Source organism: Prosthecodimorpha staleyi, from assembly GCF_018729455.1.
GTDB classification, from domain to species: domain Bacteria; phylum Pseudomonadota; class Alphaproteobacteria; order Rhizobiales; family Ancalomicrobiaceae; genus Prosthecodimorpha; species Prosthecodimorpha staleyi.
Window position 1 is genome coordinate 1 of record NZ_JAHHZF010000001.1, and the last position, 19,177, is coordinate 19,177.

Below are 19,177 nucleotides of genomic sequence, written 5' to 3' on the forward strand. Positions count from 1 at the left end.
ACGACTGCCTCCTCTCGAAGGCAACCTTGAATCACGGGAGGTCGAAGAACGGAATCCTATTTGTCAACAGGTCCTAGATTACCGATATTCTGCGCTATGAGCTCAGTAGGCAGCTTCGTTGCGCAAATGTTCTGACTTCTCTATATAGCAACGAAGACGGTGACTTCCACACAGGCGATTGGTTCACCATCATTTTCGCTAGTGCGAGGGGCGAATGGAGCATGTGTTTGTAGCCGATACGAATCTCTTCTTCGAGTGCAAGCGCTTAGAAGAGCTTCCCTGGTCCGACCTCGCCGTGGACCCGGTTGTTATCGCATTGACCAAACCGGTTTTGGCAGAGATCGACAAGCACAAGAAGAGCGGCGGCAGAACGCGCAAGCGGGCGATCGAGATTTCGGGGCGCATACGTGGAATGCTTGCGGCCCTTCCGCCGGAAGTCGTTATCCAGGAAGCCGGGCCGCGTGTCGTCCTCCGGCTCATGCCCATCGTCCAGCCCGCTCCCGAACTCGCCAGCTCACTTGACTACGGCATCAACGACGACCGGATCGTCGGGACTGTCGCCACCATTTCGAAGGATGAAACGTTCGCCTCCGTCACAATGCTGACAGATGATAGCGTCGCGGCGTCCACTGCGCAGGGTCTCGGCGTTTCCTTCTTTCTGATCCCGGAGAGTTGGAAGCGACCGCCGGAAGAGACGACCGAAGCGAAGCGAATCAAGGAACTGGAAAAAGATATCTCGATCTACAGAGCGCAGGAGCCTGTCATTAGCATCGCGAACGTCTCAGGCGATGCAACAGCGGCTAATGTGGTCCGTCGGGTCGCGTTGGCACTTGAGCCGCCCGAAATTGACCGACTGATCGACAAACTGAAAGCGCGTCACCCTCCGATGGAGGATTTTTCTGCTCCGGAAGCCGAGGTTCAGGCCGATGGAACCGAAATTTCCTACGAAGCGCCGGACGCTGAAGCGATCGGGAAATACTCGTCCGAAGCCTACCCGAAATGGATCGACGCGTGCCGCTCAATCTTTGAATCGCTGCACAAGGGCCGCATCGAGCCCGAGACCGAAGTGGCGCTAACATTTGGTGTTGCCAACGGCGGAACTCGACCGGCATCAAGGATGCGCGTGTCGTTTGAGGCTATCGGCAACATCCATTTGAGCCGTGACGCACATGATCCAGACGATGACGAGGATCAGAATGACGACGACGGGCAACCAGCGCTCCCCCCGATTCCCAGGCTGCCCGCACCTCCTGTTCCGCCAGCGATTCGACGCATCGTGAAGCGACCGCCTACTGCGTCGAAAGGCGTTGATATCGCTACACTGAGAATGCCCGGCAGTGGTCTGAGGATATCCGAACTGGAGAAGGCGTCGCGCGGAGTGATGAGCGGTCTCGGTCCCCAATTGGCGGCAATGCGTAGCGCGCAGTCGATGTTCGACAACCTTCACAGTAGAGGAGCGCTCGCAGACCTAACGCGTGGCATAGGGCCAATGTCGGACATGCTGAGAATGGCAGAGGAGCATGACCGCCTGCGCAGATCGCTTATTCAAACCACCGATATTGCTAAGCCAACATATATCGATGTCCCTGCTATCCGGATGCCGTTGATGCCAGAGAAGCATAATCCTGAGGGGTTCTACTACGACCGGTGGCCGAAGGGGAAACCCACCAAACGCGGCGCTCTGACCTGCGATCTGTTCCGTCATCAGCGCGGTGAGGAGTTTTTCGAGGTCGACGTATTGTTTCCTGACGATGGAGACGTCACTGGCGCAGTGCGGTGTACGGTCGAAGCCGAAAACCTCACTAAACCGGTGGAGCTTCTGATACCTGTCAGCCGAAAGGTTGAAGCCTACAATCTCGTGGTGATCGCGGATGAGATGGTCGAACGCTGCGGCCGCTAGATCGCCCCTTATCTTGCTCGCTCGCTACTGAAGTGGCAGCTTCTGGGGAACGTCTTTAGGACTTGAGTGTCCGCATATAAGGTCGAAAGTTGCCGTTCGCTGTCCCTCAACGACTTGCCGAGGTTTTCCATCCTTAGTGAAAGCCTGCGAGAACACGGTCTTAGGTGGCAAAGGGGGAGGCGTTGGCAGGGCTCAAAGATATCATCGGCAGCATACTCGCCGAATTGAAAGCTATACAGGCTGCGCAAGACTTTCCCGGCCCAAATCACGGCTTCCCTGGCCTAATTGATGCGGGTGAGCACGGCTCGCTGCTCGTGAACGAAAACATTGAGCGTTCAATTACCGAGCTATCGACGTTGCTCCTTGAGAACGACACCGCCGCGACCCGTCAGTTTTCCAATGCCGAATGGCGAGCGCTGGTTCGGAAGTCGCTCGGGCCGCCTTTGGCGTCGATTGACCTGGACGATCCCCTTGCAGTTGACATCGTGAGGAAGGAGTTGCGAAGGGCACTGGATCAGGCCAGGTCGAAAAATGGGAACCAGGAATATGCAGTAGGCTGCACATTGTTTGAAAGTAAGGATGACATCGATCCCATCCGCGTCGGCCCTGTTGTAATTGAGGCTCGTCACCAGTGGCTGGACCGCATGGTGGCAGAGCAGAAGATCGGCAAGGTTATGGCCAAAAGGATCAGGAGAAAGTGGGCGGGAGGCAAGCTCGCCAAGCGGAAAAATGCCGTTGACCAGATCAGGGAGAAGGATGTTCTAGCTATCGTCGGGGCATGCCCATTCGTGTGTAGTGTAAAGACTAGGGGGCTTCCCCCTGAATCCGGAAAGCATAAGGCGATCATTGCGGCGCGAATGGCATTAGCGGTTGTCGCCCTTGCTTGGGACAAACCCTCTTCGGCTCTTGACGGGTTTCGACTCCTTATCGACCGGAACCTCCGGCAGCTTCGTATTCTGACATTTGAACCGGGCAAGATCACGCTCGCTGGCTCAAAGCTCTCGCATCTGCCATCGGGGTACACCTTCAAGCCCGGTGAATGGCAAGTCCAAGCCAAGAGACTGGCCCCGTTGTTCGCTGCTGCAGGTGAAGTGTTGGATTTCGTTACCCACGCGACAGGGCAGGTTTCTCGGCCCGCTCTGAACAATGTGCTCATGCAGGCGCTACTCTGGTTTCACGAAGCATGCCGTGAAGCGGTCGATGCAATGGCAGTCGTCAAATTTGTCGCAGTACTGGATGGGCTGGCCTGCGGCAACGGTGAGTCGGAGATTCGAGCGCTGCTGACTGCGCGAGTGGGGTGGAGTGAAAACGATAGCATCTACAAGAACGGGGGACTCACAATGAAGCAAGCCGTCGCCCGGCTGTACGGTGAAGGGCGCAGCCGAACCGTCCATGGAACCAGCGAACGGTTGTCACAGGACTGGTCGGAAATGCGCGGGCTGGCAGAAGCCCTTTCGCGGCTGGCGTTGCTAGGCTGCCTCAACTGGTTCGAAAAGAACGCGTCAGGCGATGACCCGGCGCAGTTGAGGGTACGTTAAACAGTGGCAACCTCCTGTAAGGCAGCGCCAGCAACGATATCTGCCTTCCAGCCACGCAGACCAGAACTTTCGTGGGTACTCCTTTCATCCCAAGCCTGACTGCTGATCGAAATGAGCGGGCTGTAGCGCAGAAACGGCGGCGTTCGGCGGTTCGCTATGCCACTTGGTGATGCGGCATTTGGCGGCAATATCGCGCTATGGAGGGCAATCGGCGGTGTTTGGCGGACGGGGTGGGATTCGAACCCACGGTAGGCTTGCACCTACGGCGGTTTTCAAGACCGCTGCCTTAAACCACTCGGCCACCCGTCCGGCGCGGGGATCAATGCGCAGGAATCGGGGGATTGGCAAGGGGTGGTGCGCGATCGGGCCGGCGTTCGGGCGATCGGGGCGGGGGCGGTCCGCCGGGCGAGGGTGCCCGACGGACCGGCCTGACCGGTGGGCCTGCGATCAGCAGGTCTTTTCGCCCGCAGGGCAGGGGGCGCGGCGTCCGCCGCCCTGGCCGGGACCGGGAGACGCCTCGCCCTGTCCCTGGTTGCCTCGGACCTGGCCGCCACCGCCGGAACCGGGCTGGCCGCCGCCGGGCGCGCCCTGTCCGGCATTCGGACGTGGGCCGGGCGCGGTCTGATCCAGGCGCTGTCCGCCGCCGCGCGGCTGGTTCTGGTCGTTGCCGCGCTGCTCGAAGCGGCGCGGATCCATGTCCTGGCGACCGGCGCCGCCCTGGCCCTGACCGCCCGGACGGCGCATCTCGCCCTGGCCCGGCTGACCGTCGCCGGCGCCCGGCGTGCCGCGGCCGCCGCCTGGCTGACCGCCCGCACCCGGCACCGTGGCCGGACCCTGACCTGAACCCTGGCCCTGACCGGCGCCCCGACCCTGGCTGGTGCCCTGGCCGCCCGGACCGCGGATCTCGCCCTGGCCGGCCGGCTTGCCGCCGCCGGGCTGGCCGCCCGCACCGGGCATCGTGGCCGGACCCTGACCTGAACCCTGGCCCTGGCCGGCGCCCTGGCCACCCTGACCGCGGGTCTCGCCCTGACCGGCCGGCCTGCCGCCGCCGGGCTGACCGCCCGCACCCGGGATCGTGGCAGGACCCTGACCGGAACCCGGACCCTGACCGGAACCCTGGCCGCCCGGACCACGGGTCTCGCCCTGGCCGGCCGGCTTGCCGCCGCCGGGCTGACCGCCCGCACCGGGCATCGTGGCCGGCCCCTGACCTGAACCCTGACCCTGGCCGGTGCCCTGGCCGCTCGGACCGCGGGTCTCGCCCTGGCCGGCCGGCTTGCCGCCGCCGGGCTGACCGCCGGCGCCCGGAATGGTGGCCGGTCCCTGACCTGAACCCTGTCCCTGCCCGGAACCCTGGCCCTGCCCGGAACCCTGCCCCTGGCCGGAGCCCTGGCCCCGTCCGGGCAGCGGGCCTGGCCCCTGTCCAGCACCCTGGCCTTGACCGAAGCTCGGCTGGCCGCCGGGGATGCGGTTGTCGCCCGGGCCGGGGACCTTGCCGCCGCCCGGCGGGACGATACCCGGATTGCCGTTCGGCTGTCCGGAGCCGGCACCACCCTGGCCCTGGTTGCCCTGACCCTGGCCGCCCTGACCTTGGCCCTGGCCGCGCCGTTCGCCGTCGCCGCGGCCGGGGCGCCTTTCGCCGCGGCCCTCGTCGAAGGTGCGGACCTTGATCTTGGTTTCGTCGACGTCGCCCTTCACGCGTCCGGAGCGGACGCCGTCCAGGATGATGCGCAGGTCCTCGTCACGGCGCGCGCCATCGCGGTCGCGCCGGAACCGGTCGCCGATCTCGCGTTCGCGATCGCCTTCGAAGCGGACATGGCCGTCGCGGGTGGCGCGATAGAACTGCTCGCGCACGATCGGGGTGTCGATCTTGATGCGTCCGGAGCGGACGCCTTCGATCAGCCGCTGTGTGGCGACCGGGCTCGGACCGCCTTCGCGGGCCCGCACGCGCTCGTAGCGGATGACGACACCGCCGGGCGTGCGGTCGCGGAAGCCGATCGGCCGGCCGTCCCGGCCGATCGCGACCTTGAACACCACCGGCCGCGGCTTGACCACCACGCGCGGATAGCGGCGCTGGATGGCGCCGAGATCGATGAAAGCATTGCGCGGACGTCCGGCGACGGGCTGCCCGTTGAAGCGGGTGACCGACCAGATCTGGCGCACCATCGGGCCGCCGCGGATCACATACTGGGAGGCGAGTGCGCTCTGCGCCACGAAGGCATCGGCCTGGGCGACGCTCCAATAATCCTCGTCGTCCTGGTAGGCTTCGTTCTCCGGGCCGAGCGGTGCCCAGCCGACATAGCCCTCGCCCTGCCGCCAACTGACCCAGGCCGGCCCCCATTCGGTCCCGGGGACCCAGAACCAGCCCCAGTTCGGGTCGTAGGCCCAGCGGCCGTAGTGGAAGACGATATCGCCCCAGTCGGAGGATGCCTCGAAATACCAGCCCCATTCCGGGGTCAGGGTCCAGCGGCCGTCCTCGTAGGGACGCCAATACTCGTCGACATCGGCCGGCGACCAGATCTGTCCATATTGCGGGTGATAGGCCCAGTAGCCGTAGGGCTGGAGTTCGTTGAAGAAGGCCGGCGCCTGGAAATCGCCCTGCGCGCGGGCCGCGCCGGAACCCAAGAGCGGCAGAGGCGCGTCGAGAAGCGATGACGCGATCGGCGACGCGACGGTCAGGACCGTCGCCACGGCGCCCGTCAGGGCGGCTTTCAAGATGGACATCCAATTCCTCCAATCGCCGGATGCCGTCGAGGTGGCACCCGGTCTTCTTTTTCGCGGTCGGTCCGCTGGCCCGAAAGGCCCGGCCGGCGCCGAGCTGACACAACCGTGACAGTCGCGCGAGCCGGTTTGGGGGCGACAGCACGGCGGATCCGCGGCACGGGGGCGGCATTCGGGCGGCCTCGGGATGAACGGCCGCTGAACGGATCCGGTTCCCGAAATTGCGGAGGGGCCGCGGGCTTGCACAAGCCGGTGCACCGGGTTCACCTTCGGGAAAGGGGGCTGCAGCCGGAAGGAGGGGGCTCCATGACGCAGGATCCGATCAGAACCGTCCGTGTTCGGCCGCTCGCCGATCTCGGCGACCGTCTCGGCAACCCGCACGACCAGGCACTCGCCGACATGGCGGAGGCGATCGACGTGGCGACGCATGACAGGCACGACTGCAAGCGCGCCTTCGTGGGTCCGCCGCAGCTCCCGCCCGGCGCGGAGCGTCCGCTGCAGTTCCGATATCTCAACCCGACCGGCGCCCTGGCGGCGTCCCTCGGCATCGGCGCCGAGACGCTCGCCCATCTCGGCTACGCCGACGCCGCCGGCCGGCCCGATGTCGTCATGAGCGCCGTCTTCACCATGCAGCTCGGCCCGCATACCATATGGGGAAATGCGGAGACGGGCCGTTTCGTGGACGTAACGAACCCCTGGCGCGTATACCGATGAGCGAACCGGCCGGCTCGTTGTCGGCGGAAGCAGGCCGCCCCTGGGAAATCCAGGCAGGATTTCCGCCCGAGACCCGACTTTTCGCAAGGCAGGCAGGCCGGGACTCCCGTCAAGTCGCGGATTGGTGACTTCGCGGGCCGGATGCGATCCGGTATAGCGCGGTCGAGGGGGAGGGCGGCCACGGTGGGAAGCGCCGGCCGGGCGCCCCCACGGGAGCGGGTGCGAGAGCGCCGGGGAGCGGGAGAGTAAGCGTCCATGTCGTCCAGCGTGCCGCTCGCCGTTGCCTTCGGGGGCGGCCTGATCTCCTTCATCTCGCCCTGCGTGCTGCCTCTGGTGCCGCCTTATCTCGCCTATATGGCCGGCGTCACGATCGACGAATATCAGGGCGCGGCGGCGGAGAGTGCGGCGCGGCGCCGGGTGGTGCTGGCCTCGGCGGCCTTCGTCGCCGGCTTCACCACCGTGTTCGTCGTCCTCGGCGTCAGCATCTCCGCGCTCGGCCAATTTGTGCGCAACTACCTCGACCTGCTCGGACCTCTTGCCGGCATCGCCATCATCCTGATGGGGTTGCATTTTCTGGGTGTGTTTCGGATTCCGCTGCTGTACCGCGAGGCACGGGTGGAGATGAAGCGCCGGCCGGCCGGCGCCTTCGGGGCCTTCCTGATGGGGCTGGCCTTCGCATTCGGCTGGACGCCGTGCATCGGGCCGGTGCTGTCGGCGATCCTGGCTGTGGCCGGCAGCCGCGACACGATCGGCGAGGGGGCCGCCCTGCTGGCAGTCTATTCGCTCGGCCTCGGCCTGCCGTTCCTGGCCGCGGCCTTCTTCGCCGGCCCGTTCCTGGCCCTGATGAAGGGCATCCGCGCCCGGCTCGGCTGGGTCGAAAAGGGGATGGGCGTCCTCCTGGTCGCCGCCGGCATCGCCTTCTTGACCGGCGGCATGCAACGCATGGCCTTCTGGCTGATCGAGACCTTCCCGGCGCTGTCGACGATCGGGTGACCGGGCCGGCTGGCCGGGGCGGCTGATCGGGCCGGCGGGACTATCCGGCTCGGCCGGGGTCGGGTAGAACCGGGCTCGCTGGCTTATGCGAACCGGGAGCGGCGGCAATGGATCTCTCTCTACTCGGCGACAGCCTCAGCGGGCTCGTTCCCTTCCTGATCTATGTCGGCCTGTCGCTGGGCATGATCCTGGTCTATGTCGCGGTCTACACGCTCGCCACCGCCCATGACGAACTGGCCCTGATCCGCGCCGACAATGTCGCCGCGGCGGTCGCCTTCGGCGGTTCCATGCTCGGCTTTGCGCTGCCGCTCGCCTCGGCTGCCATGCATACCCGTGCGCTGGCCGAGTTCCTGCTCTGGGGCGCGATCGCCATCGTGGTTCAGGTTCTGGTCTATTACTTCTTCCGCCTGATCATGTTGCGCGACGTGAGCCGGCGCATCGAGCAGGGACAGCTCGCCGCGGGCCTTCTGCTCGGCTCCGCCTCGCTGACCGGCGGCATCGTCAACGCCGCCGCGATGGCGACCTGAGCGATGGCCGGCAGCGCAGGCCCGGCCGGCCGCGGCCTCGACCACCTGGTCCTCGCCGTGAAGGATCTGGAAGCCGCCGCGGCCGCCTATGGCCGGCTCGGCTTCACCGTGACGCCGCGCGCCCAGCATCCCTGGGGCACGGCCAACCATCTGGTCCAGCTCGGCGGCTCGTTCCTGGAAGTCCTCGGCATCGACCGCCCGGAGCTGATCCGGCCAGCGGAGCCCGGCGGCTTCTCGTTCGGCGCCTTCAACCGCGATTTCCTCGCCCGGCGCGAGGGCTTCTCGATGCTGGTGCTCGATTCGCGCGATGCCGACGCGGATATCGCCGATTTCGCCCGCAGGGGTCTGCCGACCTTTCCGCGCTTCGATTTCGAGCGTGTCGCGCGCGGACCGGACGGCAGCGAACGCAAGGTCGCCTTCTCGCTCGCCTTCACGCGGATCGGCGCCGGCGGCGAGGCCGGCTTCTTCACCTGCGCGCAGCACTATCCGGAGAATTTCTGGAAATCGGACTTCCAGCACCACGCCAACACGGCCGTCGATATCGCGGCCGTCACCCTTGTGGCGCCCGATCCGATGGCGCTGCAGTCGCGCCTGGCGGCCTATGCCGGCTCCGACCGGGTGCGCATCACCGGACACGGCATCGCGGTCGAGACCGCACGCGGGACGATCGAGGCGGTCACGCCGCACGGCGCACGACTGATCTACGGGCTCAACTCCGATCCTGCCGGCGGTGACGAGCCCCGCTTCGCCGGCTTCCGCATCGCGGTCGCCGATCCGGCCGCCGCCGAGCGCGCCCTCAGCCAGGGCGGGCTCCCGGCGGAGCCGATCGCCGGCCGGCTGGTCGTCCCGCCCAGCACGCTGTTCGGCACGGCTCTCGCCTTCGAGGCGCGGTGAGGGCCATGGGGCCCGATCCGCGCACCGAGTTGTGCTAGACTGAGACGTCAGACGGCTGGAGAGCCGAAACACGGTTCGTTCGGAGGCAACGCGTCATGGCCGAGTCACCACCGCATGTACCTGCTCCATCACGATCCGAAGCCAAGGCGGAGTCGCGCAAGCGCGATCTCGAGACCTTGCGGTCAGGCGGCAGATCGGCTGATGAAATCAATGCCGCCAATGGCGTTCTGGCGCGGGTCGCGCCGAACCGCATTCGGATCGTTGCCGTGCGAAGACTGGCATCCGAACCGGGCATGAAGTGAGCCAGGGCGACTTTCTGAGCGGCGCCGAGATCGCTCGAATTCTGGCAGGCTTCGGCGACGAGGACGTGGTTATCGTCGGCGGTCAAGCCGCCTTCATTTGGAGCCGTCACTACGCCCTCGATCCTGATGGGTTGATCGTCAGCCGTGATTTGGATTTCGTCCACACCGGGAGGGCCGCGGAGCGTCTGGCGGCGAGTTTCTACGCGCCGCCACCGGTGTTTCCGACGGCCGACGATGCGACGCCCAACTCCAGCGTGGTGACGATCGAACTCGGCGGGCGGGCGGTCACGATCGATTTCCTGACCGGCATCGCCGGTGTCGAGACCGGGTCCTTGATGCGAAATGCCGTCCGTCTCGAAGCGACGCTGGAGTTCGGCGCCACGATCGAGGTGACGGTGATGCACCCGCTCCATCTTCTGGCGAGCCGCCTCGCCAACATCAATCAACTGCGCCGGCATGACGAGCGGACCGTGGACCAGGCGAGGGTCAGCATCGATGTCTTGCGGCGCTTCGTGGGCGAAATGGTCGAGCTCGGATTGCTGACGGAAGCGATGTGGACGTTGCGTGAGCTTGAATTCGTCATTCGCGACAGGCATGCCGGGCGCGCAAGTCACAGGCGTTTCGGCGATCGTCTCAACATCGTGGCAGTCCTCGCGGCCTTTCTGGATGATGCGGCCTTCGATCAGCGCTGGCGCGAAGGCAGCCTCCGTCCCACCTATCGACGCAGCCTCACCCGCCTGGAACGAAAGTTGGGAAACCGATAGCGGTCGGCGCCGTCCGCAGCCTCCCGCGTTGCCCCGGCGGGCGGTTCCGGCTAAATCCTCGGCCTCCAGAAGGAGCGCTCCGCATGAATCCGAATTCCGAAGTCGCCGTCGGCCCCGTCCGCTTCGGCAACCGCCTGCCGCTCGCCCTGATCGCCGGCCCGTGCCAGATGGAGAGCCGCGAGCATGCGCTCGAGATGGCCTCGGCGCTGAAGGAGATCGCCGGGCGGCTCGGCATCGGCCTCGTCTACAAGACCTCCTTCGACAAGGCCAACCGCACCAGCCTCAACGCGCAGCGCGGCATGGGGCTCGCGGCGGCCATGCCGGTCTTCGCCGAGATCAAGGAGCGCCTCGGCCTGCCGACGCTGACCGATGTCCATGACGCCGAGCAGTGCGCGCCGGTCGCCGAGGTGGTCGACATCCTGCAGATTCCGGCCTTCCTGTGCCGCCAGACCGATCTGCTCATCGCGGCGGCCCGGACCGGCCGCGTGGTCAATGTCAAGAAGGGCCAGTTCCTGGCGCCCTGGGACATGAAGAACGTCGCCGCCAAGCTGATCGGCGCCGGCAACCCCAACGTGATGCTGACCGAGCGCGGCGCCAGCTTCGGCTACAACACGCTCGTCTCCGACATGCGCGCGCTGCCAATCATGGCCGAGACCGGCGCGCCGGTGATCTTCGACGCGACCCATTCGGTGCAGCAGCCGGGCGGGCAGGGCACCTCCTCGGGCGGCGACCGGCGCATGGTGCCGGTGCTGGCCCGCGCCGCGGTGGCGGTCGGCGTCGCCGGCGTGTTCATCGAGACCCACCAGGACCCGGACCGCGCACCCTCCGACGGCCCCAACATGGTACGGCTCGACGAGATGGAGGCGCTCCTCGCCGAACTGATCGCCTTCGACCGTCTGGCCAAGCAGAGGCCGGCCGCCGCCTGATCCGGGTGAACCCTGACGGCGCCGTCATCGAAGCCGAATCGGGGCGCGCCATGATCTGGCGCAACGCTCCGACGGAATGCCGGGTCCAGTCTCCGCTCCGTCGAAGGGCCGCGATGGTCGACGGCCCGGTTCGGAGAACGGGACATGAGACCCGCCGTATTGATCTGGATCATGCTCGCGACAGTGCTCGCCGGTACCGGCGTGACCATCGTGATCCTGATGCCGGAACTGCAGCACTCCCTCAACAAGGCGATCCCGATCGCGGCCCTGGCCGGCGTCGTGCTGGCCATTCCGCTGTCGATCGGCGTTGCGGCGAAGATCCGCGGCGGCGCGAAGCTCGGCTGAGCGTCGAATGCACGGCACGACCGGCGCGGGCGGCGCCGGGCTCGTGCCATACCCTCAGCCTCACGGGGCCATCGCCGACTTGGCCTGCTGCCAGATCGCCTCCATCTCGTCGAGGCTCGCCTGTGCCGGGCTTGAGCCGCGCGCCGCCAGCACCGCCTCGATATGGGCGAAGCGACGGCGGAACTTCTCGTTGGTGACGCGCAGCGCGGCCTCCGGATCGAGCTTCAGATGGCGCGCGAGATTGGCGACGGCGAACAGCACGTCGCCAAGTTCGGCCTCGGTGGCGGCGGCATCGCGCGGCGTGCGGTCGATCTCCGCCTCGATCTCGTCGAGTTCTTCGCGGATTTTCGCGATCACCGCCTTCGGATCGTTCCAGTCGAAGCCGACCGTGCCGGCCTTGTCCTGAAGCTTCACCGCCCGGACCAGCCCGGGCATTCCCGCCGGCACGTCGTCGAGCAGGCTCGGCGCCGTCTCGGTGAGGCCACGTGCTGCGCGGCGGGCCGCCTTCATGACCTTTTCCTCGGCCTTGATCCGGTTCCAGGCGCCCTTGGCCATGCCGGCCGAGCGCGCCGTCTCGTCGCCGAAGACATGCGGATGGCGGCGGATCATCTTGGCTGTGATCGCCTCGACGACCGCGCCGAAATCGAACGTGCCGACCTCCTCGGCCATGCGCGCGTGGTAGACCACCTGCAGCAGGAGGTCGCCCAATTCCTCGCGCAGGTCGTCGGGATCGCCGCGCTCGATGGCGTCCGCCACCTCGAAGGCCTCCTCGACCGTAAAGGGCGCGATCGAGCGGAAATCCTGCTCGACATCCCACGGACAGCCCGTCTCGGGGTGGCGCAGCGCGGCCATGATCTCGATCAGCCGGGCAATGTCGCGGGACGGGGTCATGGCAGTCTCCGATCGGCGGTCGCGGTGCGGGCGGAGGGACGCTCGACCGACCTGTTCAGGTCGCGACGGACCGCCTCGGGTCGTCGGCATCGTCTTCCGAAAGCGGGCGACCGCCGGACCGACGCGACGTTGTCCCGATGCCTCAATGGCGCGACGGCGGGGCGAACGCAAGCGGGCCGACCGTATCGAGTCCCTTCGGATTGCGCGGCCGAATCGCGACCCGGTCCGGCTGCCGGGACTTCAGTAACGGTCGAGCTCGTTCAGGCGCCGGTCGTAGGCGTTGAGGACGCAGTTGGCGTCGCAGCCGCAGCCGTTGCGCTGGTCGAGCCAGGCGCGCTGGTCATCGCGCAGCCGAACGGCCCGGCTGGCCGGCAGACGGTTCATCAAAAGCCGGTAGACCTGACTCATCTGATCGTCCTGCGCGGAGATCTGCGGCGTGTCGCAAATCACGATCTCCGGACAGGTTCGCGAAGCGTAGTAGGGCCGGCAATCGAACCCGGCCGCCGAGGCCGCAACCGTGCCGGCCGCGAGCAGAAGGAGGGTGGTGGCGACGAGGCGCATGGCGATCTCTCTTTGGCGGCCGTCGGGGAGACGGCCGGCATCCTGCCACAGCGGCAGGGGATCGGGGAGATGCCCTTGGGACACGGTCGCGGTCGAAACGGTTTCGTCAGCCGCGCACGCCCCGTCGACGATCCGCTCGGCTCGCGCCATAGTGCGCCCGACAGAACGGTACCGCGCCGGCTCCCCCGGAGCCGATGGGGTGCCGGCAGGAACGAGACTGGGAACCGGCCCGATGGACGAAATGCAGGAGGGCTGGCTCAGGGTCGACGCGCGAATCGCGATCCACGAAAACGAGATCGCCGAAAGCTTCATGCGTGCCTCCGGGCCGGGCGGGCAGAACGTCAACAAGGTCTCCACGGCGGTGGAACTGCGCTTCGATGCGGTCCGCTCGCCCAACCTGCCGGAGCCGGTGCGCGATCGGCTGCTGCGGCTTGCGGGCCGGCGGCTGACGCAGGACGGCATCCTGATTATCCGGGCCGACCGGTTCCGGACCCAGGAGCGCAACCGCCAGGACGCGCGCGAGCGGCTCGTGGCGCTGATCGCCCAGGCCGCCGCGCCGCCGCCGCCGCCGCGCCGGCCGACCAAGCCGACCAAGGGATCGCAGGAGCGCCGGATCGCGGCCAAGAAGCGCCGTAGCGTGATCAAGTCGGATCGCGGCCGGACGGATCACGACTGAGCGGCGGACCGGGCAGGAGTGGTGGCGGATCCACCCTCGGACCCGACAGGGCTTTCAAAAGGGCGGCGGAACGGCGGCCGGGCAGGGGCGACACGGCGCCGGGGCTGACGCCATGTGGGTGGGCGATCAATCTATCGGGCGTCGATGCCGGGTTCGGCGCGATCCTCGTGGTCATGGCCCGCGTCGTCGGCCGGATCGGCCGCGGCGACCAGGAACGGCATCGACATCCGGCTTTCCGGGCAGGCGCGGCCGATCGGTGTCCAGGAGGTGACGTTCGTGGCCATTTCGCAGCGCATCAGGCCGACCGGCAGGCAAATGGTCGTGCCGAGCGCGTAGTCCTGGCCGCGGGCGCGGCAGGTGCAGTCGGCCCGCGCCGGGGGCGCGGCGCCCAGAAGGGCGCTGGACAGGACCAAGACCCGCAGGACGGCAGTGCCCAGGACAGCGCCGTTCCGAGCCGCGCCAATGGCCAACCGCGCCGGCGGGCGGGCCGGATCGCGAATAGGCCGGAAGGGGCGGGCCGACGACATCGCGGCAGCATAGCACCGTGACGCGCGCCCGGTGAACGACGATCGCGTGAACGGCGTCTGTGGGCGCCGCCTCAATGATGGGCCGATTCGGGCCCCTCGTCGGTATAGTCGGGCAGGTCGCGGTCGAAACCCTTGGCGGCCTCGCGGCGCGTGTCGACCCAGGTGTTGCGCGTCGCCGTGACCCGGTCCGGCTCATCGAGCGTGGCGACCGTCACGTCGATCCGGCGATCGTCGTCGATGTGGAAGAACAGCTGCGAGCCGCATTGCGGACAGAACAGGCGCTTGGCGGTCGGGCTCGACCGGTAGGACGCCGGCTCGCCCATCACGAGTTCGAAATCCCGCAAGTCCACCGTCGCCCAGGTCACGAACAGTGCCCCCGACGAGCGCTGGCACAAGCTGCAATGGCAATGCACCACGTCGCGCGGCAGGCCCTTCAGCCGGTAGCGGATCGCCCCGCACAGGCAGCCGCCCTCATGCGGGTCCTCGTCACTGGTCGTCTCGCTCATGGTGCCCCCATGCTGAGTTCAACCCAAACCGGAACATGGTCGGACGGCTTCTCCCAGCCGCGCACATGCCGGTCGATGCCGACGGCCGTCAGCCGATCGGCTGCCTGGGGCGACAGGAGACAATGGTCGATGCGGATGCCGTCATTCTTCTGCCAGGCGCCGGCCTGGTAGTCCCAGAAGGTGTAGAGCGCCCCGTCGGAGGTCGCCCGCACGGCATCGACGAAACCGAGTGTTTCCAGGCGCCGGAAGCTCGCCCGACTTTCCGGCTGAAACAGCGCGTCGTTCAGCCAGTTGTTCGGATGGCGGGCGTCGATCGGCTGGGGAATCACGTTGTAGTCGCCGACCATCAGGTAGGGGATCTCTTCGCCGAGCCGCCGTGCCGCATGGCGTTCGAGGCGGTCCATCCAGGCGAGCTTGTAGGAGAACTTCTCCGTCCCGATCGGGTTGCCGTTGGGCAGATAGAGCCCGGCAATGGTCAGCGGCCCGGCGGCGGTCGCGAAGGTCGCCTCGATGAACCGGGACTGCACGTCGTCGGGATCGCCCGGCAGGCCGCGACCGACCGCGACCGGCTCGGCCAGCGAAAGCACCGCCACGCCGTTGAAGCCCTTCTGGCCGTGCACTGCCGCGTGGTAGCCGAGCGCCCGCACTTCGGCGACCGGGAAGCCCTCGTCGACCGTCTTGATCTCCTGCAGGCAGACCACGTCGGGGCGTGCTTCGGCGAGCCAGGCGACGAGCCCGTCGATCCGCGCCTTGGAGCCGTTGATATTCCAGGTCGCGATCTTCATCGTCCGTCCGAAATGCCAGAGTCGGCGCCATCTTAGCGGAGGTGCGCGGTTTGTCATCACAGGGCCCGCATCGCGCCGGTCGCCGGCACCGCTGCCGGGACCAGCCATTCCGGAGGCGGCCGGCTGGTATGCCAGATTGGCGCGGCCGAAGACGAATCGGAACCATGCCGGCGGCGGGAGGCCGGGCGCCGCACCCGACGCTCGGTTCCGGCCTCCCATCGGCATGGCGACGCTCTGCGTGACGGGGCGGGTCGGCGCGGATGCGCCGGCGCTGAGAACTCGTCCGAATTGATGGGTTCACAGTGCCGCGGGGCGGGCGGGAATGCGCTTGCGCGAGCCCCCACGCTGGGCTAAGCGTGCGGCGGTTGCGGTGCGGAAAAGGCGGCGTCGGACGGGTTCCGGACACGGGTTCCGCGGCGCTACGGGAAACTACGAAATGCCCTCCGGCGGCACTCTCTGGGCGCCGGGGCGGATCGGGAGATCCCTGAACGGTCTAGCCTGCCCGCCTTCCGCTTCAAGCGGCGTTCGACGAGGTCGACGGTCATGAATGACCTTCTGAGCAACTACCTGCCGATCGCGGTCTTCATCGGCGTTGCCGCCGTGATCGGACTTGCTCTTTTGATCGCGCCCTTTGCGGTCGCCTATAAGAGCCCGGATCCGGAGAAGCTGTCCGCCTACGAGTGCGGCTTCAATGCCTTCGACGATGCGCGCATGAAGTTCGATGTGCGGTTCTATCTGGTCTCGATCCTGTTCATCATCTTCGATCTCGAAGTGGCGTTTCTGTTCCCTTGGGCGACCGTGTTCGGCGACATCGGCTGGTTCGGCTTCTGGTCAATGATGGTGTTCCTCGGCGTGTTGACCATCGGCTTCGTCTACGAGTGGAAGAAGGGAGCCCTGGAATGGGATTGATCCAGCCGACGGGCGGCCCGCTGGTCGCCCCGAGCCCCAAGGGCCTCATCGATCCGTCGACCGGCAAGCCGATCGGGGCCACCGATCCCTTCTTTCTCGACATCAATGCCGAGCTCGCCGACAAGGGCTTCCTGGTCACGGCGACCGACGATCTGATCAACTGGGCGCGCACCGGCTCGCTCATGTGGATGACCTTCGGCCTCGCCTGCTGCGCGGTCGAGATGATGCAGATGTCGATGCCGCGCTACGATGCCGAGCGCTTCGGCTTCGCGCCACGCGCCAGCCCGCGCCAGTCCGACGTGATGATCGTCGCCGGCACGCTGACCAACAAGATGGCCCCGGCGCTGCGCAAGGTCTACGACCAGATGCCGGAGCCCCGCTACGTCATCTCGATGGGCTCCTGCGCCAATGGTGGCGGCTACTACCACTATTCCTATTCGGTGGTGCGCGGCTGCGACCGCGTGGTGCCGGTCGACATCTACGTGCCCGGCTGCCCGCCGACGGCGGAGGCGCTGCTCTACGGCGTGCTCCTGCTGCAGAAGAAGATCCGGCGCACCGGGACGATCGAGCGCTGACCGCGCGTCGCCCCGGACCCAAGAAGTGAGGAGCCCATGAACGAGGCACCGACGGAACTCGGGGACTACATCGCCGGCGCACTCGGGCCGAAGGTCGAGGGCTGGGCGGTCGGCGTCGACATGCTGACGCTGACGGCCACGCCGGCCACCATCCTCGACGTGCTCGCCTTCCTGCGCGACGACGCGCGCCTGCGCTTCGTCAGCTTCATCGACATCTGCGGTGTCGACTATCCGGCCCGCGATCAGCGCTTCGACGTGGTCTACCACCTGCTCTCGCCGAGCCTGAATACGCGCCTGCGCATCAAGGTACAGACCGACGAGATGACGCCGGTGCCGTCCGCGACCGGGCTCTATCCGGGTGCAGACTGGTTCGAGCGCGAGGCCTACGACCTCTACGGCATCCTGTTCACCGGCCATCACGACCTGCGCCGCATCCTGACCGACTACGGTTTCGACGGTCATCCGCTGCGCAAGGACTTCCCGATGACCGGCTTCGTCGAGGTCCGCTACGACGAAGAGCAGAAGCGGGTCGTCTACGAGCCGGTCCGGCTCAACCAGGAATTCCGCAATTTCGACTTCCTGTCCCCGTGGGAAGGCACCGAATACGTGCTGCCCGGCGACGAAAAAGCCAAGTCGAACTGACGAGAGTGCGCGACCATGTCCGACGGGCAACTGCGGAACTTCAACATCAACTTCGGACCGCAGCATCCGGCCGCGCACGGCGTGCTGCGTCTGGTGCTCGAGCTCGACGGTGAGGTCGTCACCCGCGTCGATCCGCATATCGGCCTCTTGCATCGTGGCACCGAGAAGCTGATCGAGGCCAAGACCTATCTGCAGGCGGTGCCCTATTTCGACCGGCTCGACTATTGCGCGCCGATGAACCAGGAGCACGCCTTCTGCCTGGCGGTCGAGAAGCTGGTCGGCCTGGAAGTGCCCAAGCGCGGTCAGCTGATCCGCGTGCTTTATTCCGAGATCGGCCGCCTGCTCTCGCATCTCCTCAACGTGACCACCCAGGCCATGGACGTGGGCGCGCTGACCCCGCCGCTGTGGGGGTTCGAGGAGCGCGAGAAGCTGATGATGTACTATGAGCGGGCCTCCGGCTCGCGCATGCATGCGGCCTATTTCCGGCCCGGCGGCGTGCACCAGGACCTGCCCGACCGGCTGGTCGCCGACATCGGCGCCTTCTGCGATCCGTTCCTGAAGACCGTCGACGATCTCGATGAACTCCTGACCGAGAACCGCATCTTCAAGCAGCGCAACGCCGATATCGGCGTGATCAGCCTCGCCGATACCTGGGCCTGGGGCATGTCGGGCGTGATGGTGCGCGGCTCCGGCGCCAAGTGGGACCTGCGCAAGGCGCAGCCCTACGAGTGCTATGCCGAACTCGACTTCGATCTCGCCATCGGCAAGAACGGCGACTGCTATGACCGCTACCTGATCCGCATGGAAGAGATGCGCCAGTCGGTCCGGATCATGAAGCAGTGCGTTGAGCGCCTGCTCGGCAAGGAGCGGGTCGGCCCGGTCTCGTCGACGACCAACAAGGTGGTGCCGCCCAAGCGCGGCGAGATGAAGCGCTCGATGGAAGCGCTGATCCACCACTTCAAGCTCTACACCGAAGGCTTCCACGTCCCCGAGGGCGAGGTCTATGCGGCCGTCGAGGCGCCGAAGGGCGAGTTCGGCGTCTATCTCGTCTCCGACGGCACCAACAAGCCCTATCGCTGCAAGATCCGCGCGCCGGGCTTCGCCCATCTGCAGGCGATGGACTTCATGAACCGTGGCCACATGCTGGCCGACGTGTCGGCGATCCTCGGCTCGCTCGACATCGTCTTCGGGGAGGTCGACCGCTGATGCGCCGTCTCGCTGCCCTCGCTCTCGTCCTTGCAGCCGCCGGGCCGGCGGCGGCGCAGTCGCTGGCCGACCAGCCGACCAAGTCGATGGCCGAACTGCTCGGCGACGCCTATACGGTCGTCTCGACGACCGGCAACGGCCGGCCGGGCGAGGTCGTGGTGATCCTGCGCCGCGAGGCCAAGCACTATGCCTGCGTGCTTTCGGAGCTGCGCGGCACGACCTATTCGGAGGCGAAGGCCAAACCCGTCGCCAATCCCTGCATTCCGCTGAACTGAAGG

Annotated in this window: 22 protein-coding genes and 1 tRNA gene; 16 read left to right on the forward strand and 7 right to left on the reverse strand. The window is 66.8% G+C overall.

Annotated features, from left to right (window positions below):
* The first annotated feature begins 214 nt into the window (after positions 1–214).
* Positions 215–1,900, forward strand: coding sequence for a PIN domain-containing protein (locus KL771_RS00005; protein ID WP_261966533.1), 1,686 nt, complete (start codon positions 215–217; stop codon positions 1,898–1,900).
* Between the two features lie 164 nt (positions 1,901–2,064).
* Entirely contained in the window at positions 2,065–3,438 is a 1,374-nt protein-coding gene (locus KL771_RS00010) for a hypothetical protein (protein WP_261966534.1), read from the forward strand.
* Between the two features lie 219 nt (positions 3,439–3,657).
* Here the strand turns inward: KL771_RS00010 and KL771_RS00015 are convergent.
* A tRNA-Ser gene (locus KL771_RS00015) sits at positions 3,658–3,747 on the reverse strand.
* A gap of 138 nt (positions 3,748–3,885) precedes the next feature.
* Entirely contained in the window at positions 3,886–6,159 is a 2,274-nt protein-coding gene (locus KL771_RS00020) for a DUF6600 domain-containing protein (protein WP_261966535.1), read from the reverse strand.
* Between the two features lie 303 nt (positions 6,160–6,462).
* Between KL771_RS00020 and KL771_RS00025 the strand changes: the two genes are divergently transcribed.
* From KL771_RS00025 to KL771_RS00060, 8 genes are all read left to right on the forward strand, one after another.
* Entirely contained in the window at positions 6,463–6,870 is a 408-nt protein-coding gene (locus tag KL771_RS00025; RefSeq protein WP_261966536.1) for a hypothetical protein, read from the forward strand.
* Between the two features lie 255 nt (positions 6,871–7,125).
* Entirely contained in the window at positions 7,126–7,863 is a 738-nt protein-coding gene (locus KL771_RS00030) for a cytochrome c biogenesis CcdA family protein (protein WP_261966537.1), read from the forward strand.
* A 107-nt stretch (positions 7,864–7,970) separates the two neighbouring features.
* On the forward strand, positions 7,971–8,390 hold the full coding sequence (locus tag KL771_RS00035) for a DUF350 domain-containing protein (RefSeq protein WP_261966538.1): 420 nt from the start codon (positions 7,971–7,973) through the stop codon (positions 8,388–8,390).
* Between the two features lie 3 nt (positions 8,391–8,393).
* The gene (locus tag KL771_RS00040) at positions 8,394–9,284 is read left to right on the forward strand and encodes a VOC family protein (protein ID WP_261966539.1); all 891 of its coding nucleotides are present in this window, start codon (positions 8,394–8,396) and stop codon (positions 9,282–9,284) included.
* Between the two features lie 95 nt (positions 9,285–9,379).
* A complete protein-coding gene (locus KL771_RS00045) occupies positions 9,380–9,586 on the forward strand; it encodes a hypothetical protein (protein ID WP_261966540.1) in 207 nt (68 codons plus the stop codon).
* A complete protein-coding gene (locus KL771_RS00050) occupies positions 9,583–10,350 on the forward strand; it encodes a hypothetical protein (protein WP_261966541.1) in 768 nt (255 codons plus the stop codon). Before KL771_RS00045 ends, KL771_RS00050 begins: the two co-directional genes overlap by 4 nt.
* An 83-nt stretch (positions 10,351–10,433) precedes the next feature.
* Positions 10,434–11,276, forward strand: coding sequence for a 3-deoxy-8-phosphooctulonate synthase (kdsA, locus tag KL771_RS00055; RefSeq protein ID WP_261966542.1), 843 nt, complete (start codon positions 10,434–10,436; stop codon positions 11,274–11,276).
* Between the two features lie 144 nt (positions 11,277–11,420).
* Positions 11,421–11,621 (forward strand): hypothetical protein, encoded by a 201-nt coding sequence (locus KL771_RS00060; protein ID WP_054362385.1) that lies wholly within the window; start codon positions 11,421–11,423, stop codon positions 11,619–11,621.
* Between the two features lie 60 nt (positions 11,622–11,681).
* Here KL771_RS00060 and mazG read toward each other — a convergent pair whose 3' ends face one another.
* The gene (mazG, locus tag KL771_RS00065; protein ID WP_261966543.1) at positions 11,682–12,512 is read right to left on the reverse strand and encodes a nucleoside triphosphate pyrophosphohydrolase; all 831 of its coding nucleotides are present in this window, start codon (positions 12,510–12,512) and stop codon (positions 11,682–11,684) included.
* A gap of 240 nt (positions 12,513–12,752) precedes the next feature.
* The gene (locus KL771_RS00070; protein ID WP_261966544.1) at positions 12,753–13,223 is read right to left on the reverse strand and encodes a lysozyme inhibitor LprI family protein; all 471 of its coding nucleotides are present in this window, start codon (positions 13,221–13,223) and stop codon (positions 12,753–12,755) included.
* Positions 13,224–13,314: 91 nt separating this feature from the next.
* Between KL771_RS00070 and arfB the strand changes: the two genes are divergently transcribed.
* Positions 13,315–13,749, forward strand: a complete 435-nt coding sequence (gene arfB, locus KL771_RS00075; protein ID WP_261967064.1) for an alternative ribosome rescue aminoacyl-tRNA hydrolase ArfB — start codon at positions 13,315–13,317, stop codon at positions 13,747–13,749.
* A gap of 131 nt (positions 13,750–13,880) precedes the next feature.
* Here the strand turns inward: arfB and KL771_RS00080 are convergent, their stop codons facing one another.
* The 3 genes from KL771_RS00080 to xth all read right to left on the reverse strand — a co-directional run bounded on the left by KL771_RS00080 (position 13,881) and on the right by xth (position 15,567).
* Positions 13,881–14,162 carry a hypothetical protein gene (locus KL771_RS00080; protein WP_261966545.1) on the reverse strand — a complete coding sequence of 94 codons (282 nt, stop codon included), beginning with the start codon at positions 14,160–14,162 and terminating at the stop codon, positions 13,881–13,883.
* A gap of 185 nt (positions 14,163–14,347) precedes the next feature.
* Positions 14,348–14,782: a GFA family protein gene (locus tag KL771_RS00085; RefSeq protein ID WP_261966546.1), complete on the reverse strand. Its 435-nt coding sequence runs from the start codon at positions 14,780–14,782 to the stop codon at positions 14,348–14,350.
* Positions 14,779–15,567 carry an exodeoxyribonuclease III gene (xth, locus tag KL771_RS00090; protein ID WP_261966547.1) on the reverse strand — a complete coding sequence of 263 codons (789 nt, stop codon included), beginning with the start codon at positions 15,565–15,567 and terminating at the stop codon, positions 14,779–14,781. The genes KL771_RS00085 and xth overlap by 4 nt, the downstream gene beginning before the upstream one ends.
* A 543-nt stretch (positions 15,568–16,110) precedes the next feature.
* Between xth and KL771_RS00095 the strand changes: the two genes are divergently transcribed.
* From KL771_RS00095 to KL771_RS00115, 5 genes are read left to right on the forward strand one after another with little or no spacing between them, the layout of a single operon-like run.
* Positions 16,111–16,476: an NADH-quinone oxidoreductase subunit A gene (locus tag KL771_RS00095; protein ID WP_054362380.1), complete on the forward strand. Its 366-nt coding sequence runs from the start codon at positions 16,111–16,113 to the stop codon at positions 16,474–16,476.
* Positions 16,467–17,051: a NuoB/complex I 20 kDa subunit family protein gene (locus tag KL771_RS00100; protein WP_054362379.1), complete on the forward strand. Its 585-nt coding sequence runs from the start codon at positions 16,467–16,469 to the stop codon at positions 17,049–17,051. The genes KL771_RS00095 and KL771_RS00100 overlap by 10 nt, the downstream gene beginning before the upstream one ends.
* 36 nt (positions 17,052–17,087) lie before the next feature.
* On the forward strand, positions 17,088–17,693 hold the full coding sequence (locus KL771_RS00105) for an NADH-quinone oxidoreductase subunit C (protein WP_261966548.1): 606 nt from the start codon (positions 17,088–17,090) through the stop codon (positions 17,691–17,693).
* A gap of 15 nt (positions 17,694–17,708) precedes the next feature.
* The gene (locus KL771_RS00110) at positions 17,709–18,899 is read left to right on the forward strand and encodes an NADH-quinone oxidoreductase subunit D (protein WP_261966549.1); all 1,191 of its coding nucleotides are present in this window, start codon (positions 17,709–17,711) and stop codon (positions 18,897–18,899) included.
* Positions 18,899–19,174, forward strand: coding sequence for a hypothetical protein (locus KL771_RS00115; protein ID WP_261966550.1), 276 nt, complete (start codon positions 18,899–18,901; stop codon positions 19,172–19,174). The genes KL771_RS00110 and KL771_RS00115 overlap by 1 nt, the downstream gene beginning before the upstream one ends.
* Positions 19,175–19,177: the final 3 nt, after the last annotated feature.

Coding starts and splice junctions, on each gene's coding strand:
- KL771_RS00005 (WP_261966533.1), top strand. CDS start 215: ATGGAGCATGTGTTTGTAGCCGATACGAATCTCTTCTTCGAGTGCAAG.
- KL771_RS00020 (WP_261966535.1), bottom strand. CDS start 6,159: ATGTCCATCTTGAAAGCCGCCCTGACGGGCGCCGTGGCGACGGTCCTG.
- KL771_RS00025 (WP_261966536.1), top strand. CDS start 6,463: ATGACGCAGGATCCGATCAGAACCGTCCGTGTTCGGCCGCTCGCCGAT.
- KL771_RS00030 (WP_261966537.1), top strand. CDS start 7,126: ATGTCGTCCAGCGTGCCGCTCGCCGTTGCCTTCGGGGGCGGCCTGATC.
- KL771_RS00035 (WP_261966538.1), top strand. CDS start 7,971: ATGGATCTCTCTCTACTCGGCGACAGCCTCAGCGGGCTCGTTCCCTTC.
- KL771_RS00040 (WP_261966539.1), top strand. CDS start 8,394: ATGGCCGGCAGCGCAGGCCCGGCCGGCCGCGGCCTCGACCACCTGGTC.
- KL771_RS00045 (WP_261966540.1), top strand. CDS start 9,380: ATGGCCGAGTCACCACCGCATGTACCTGCTCCATCACGATCCGAAGCC.
- kdsA (WP_261966542.1), top strand. CDS start 10,434: ATGAATCCGAATTCCGAAGTCGCCGTCGGCCCCGTCCGCTTCGGCAAC.
- KL771_RS00060 (WP_054362385.1), top strand. CDS start 11,421: ATGAGACCCGCCGTATTGATCTGGATCATGCTCGCGACAGTGCTCGCC.
- mazG (WP_261966543.1), bottom strand. CDS start 12,512: ATGACCCCGTCCCGCGACATTGCCCGGCTGATCGAGATCATGGCCGCG.
- KL771_RS00070 (WP_261966544.1), bottom strand. CDS start 13,223: ATGGCGCGAGCCGAGCGGATCGTCGACGGGGCGTGCGCGGCTGACGAA.
- arfB (WP_261967064.1), top strand. CDS start 13,315: ATGCAGGAGGGCTGGCTCAGGGTCGACGCGCGAATCGCGATCCACGAA.
- KL771_RS00085 (WP_261966546.1), bottom strand. CDS start 14,782: ATGAGCGAGACGACCAGTGACGAGGACCCGCATGAGGGCGGCTGCCTG.
- xth (WP_261966547.1), bottom strand. CDS start 15,567: ATGAAGATCGCGACCTGGAATATCAACGGCTCCAAGGCGCGGATCGAC.
- KL771_RS00095 (WP_054362380.1), top strand. CDS start 16,111: ATGAATGACCTTCTGAGCAACTACCTGCCGATCGCGGTCTTCATCGGC.
- KL771_RS00100 (WP_054362379.1), top strand. CDS start 16,467: ATGGGATTGATCCAGCCGACGGGCGGCCCGCTGGTCGCCCCGAGCCCC.
- KL771_RS00105 (WP_261966548.1), top strand. CDS start 17,088: ATGAACGAGGCACCGACGGAACTCGGGGACTACATCGCCGGCGCACTC.
- KL771_RS00110 (WP_261966549.1), top strand. CDS start 17,709: ATGTCCGACGGGCAACTGCGGAACTTCAACATCAACTTCGGACCGCAG.
- KL771_RS00115 (WP_261966550.1), top strand. CDS start 18,899: ATGCGCCGTCTCGCTGCCCTCGCTCTCGTCCTTGCAGCCGCCGGGCCG.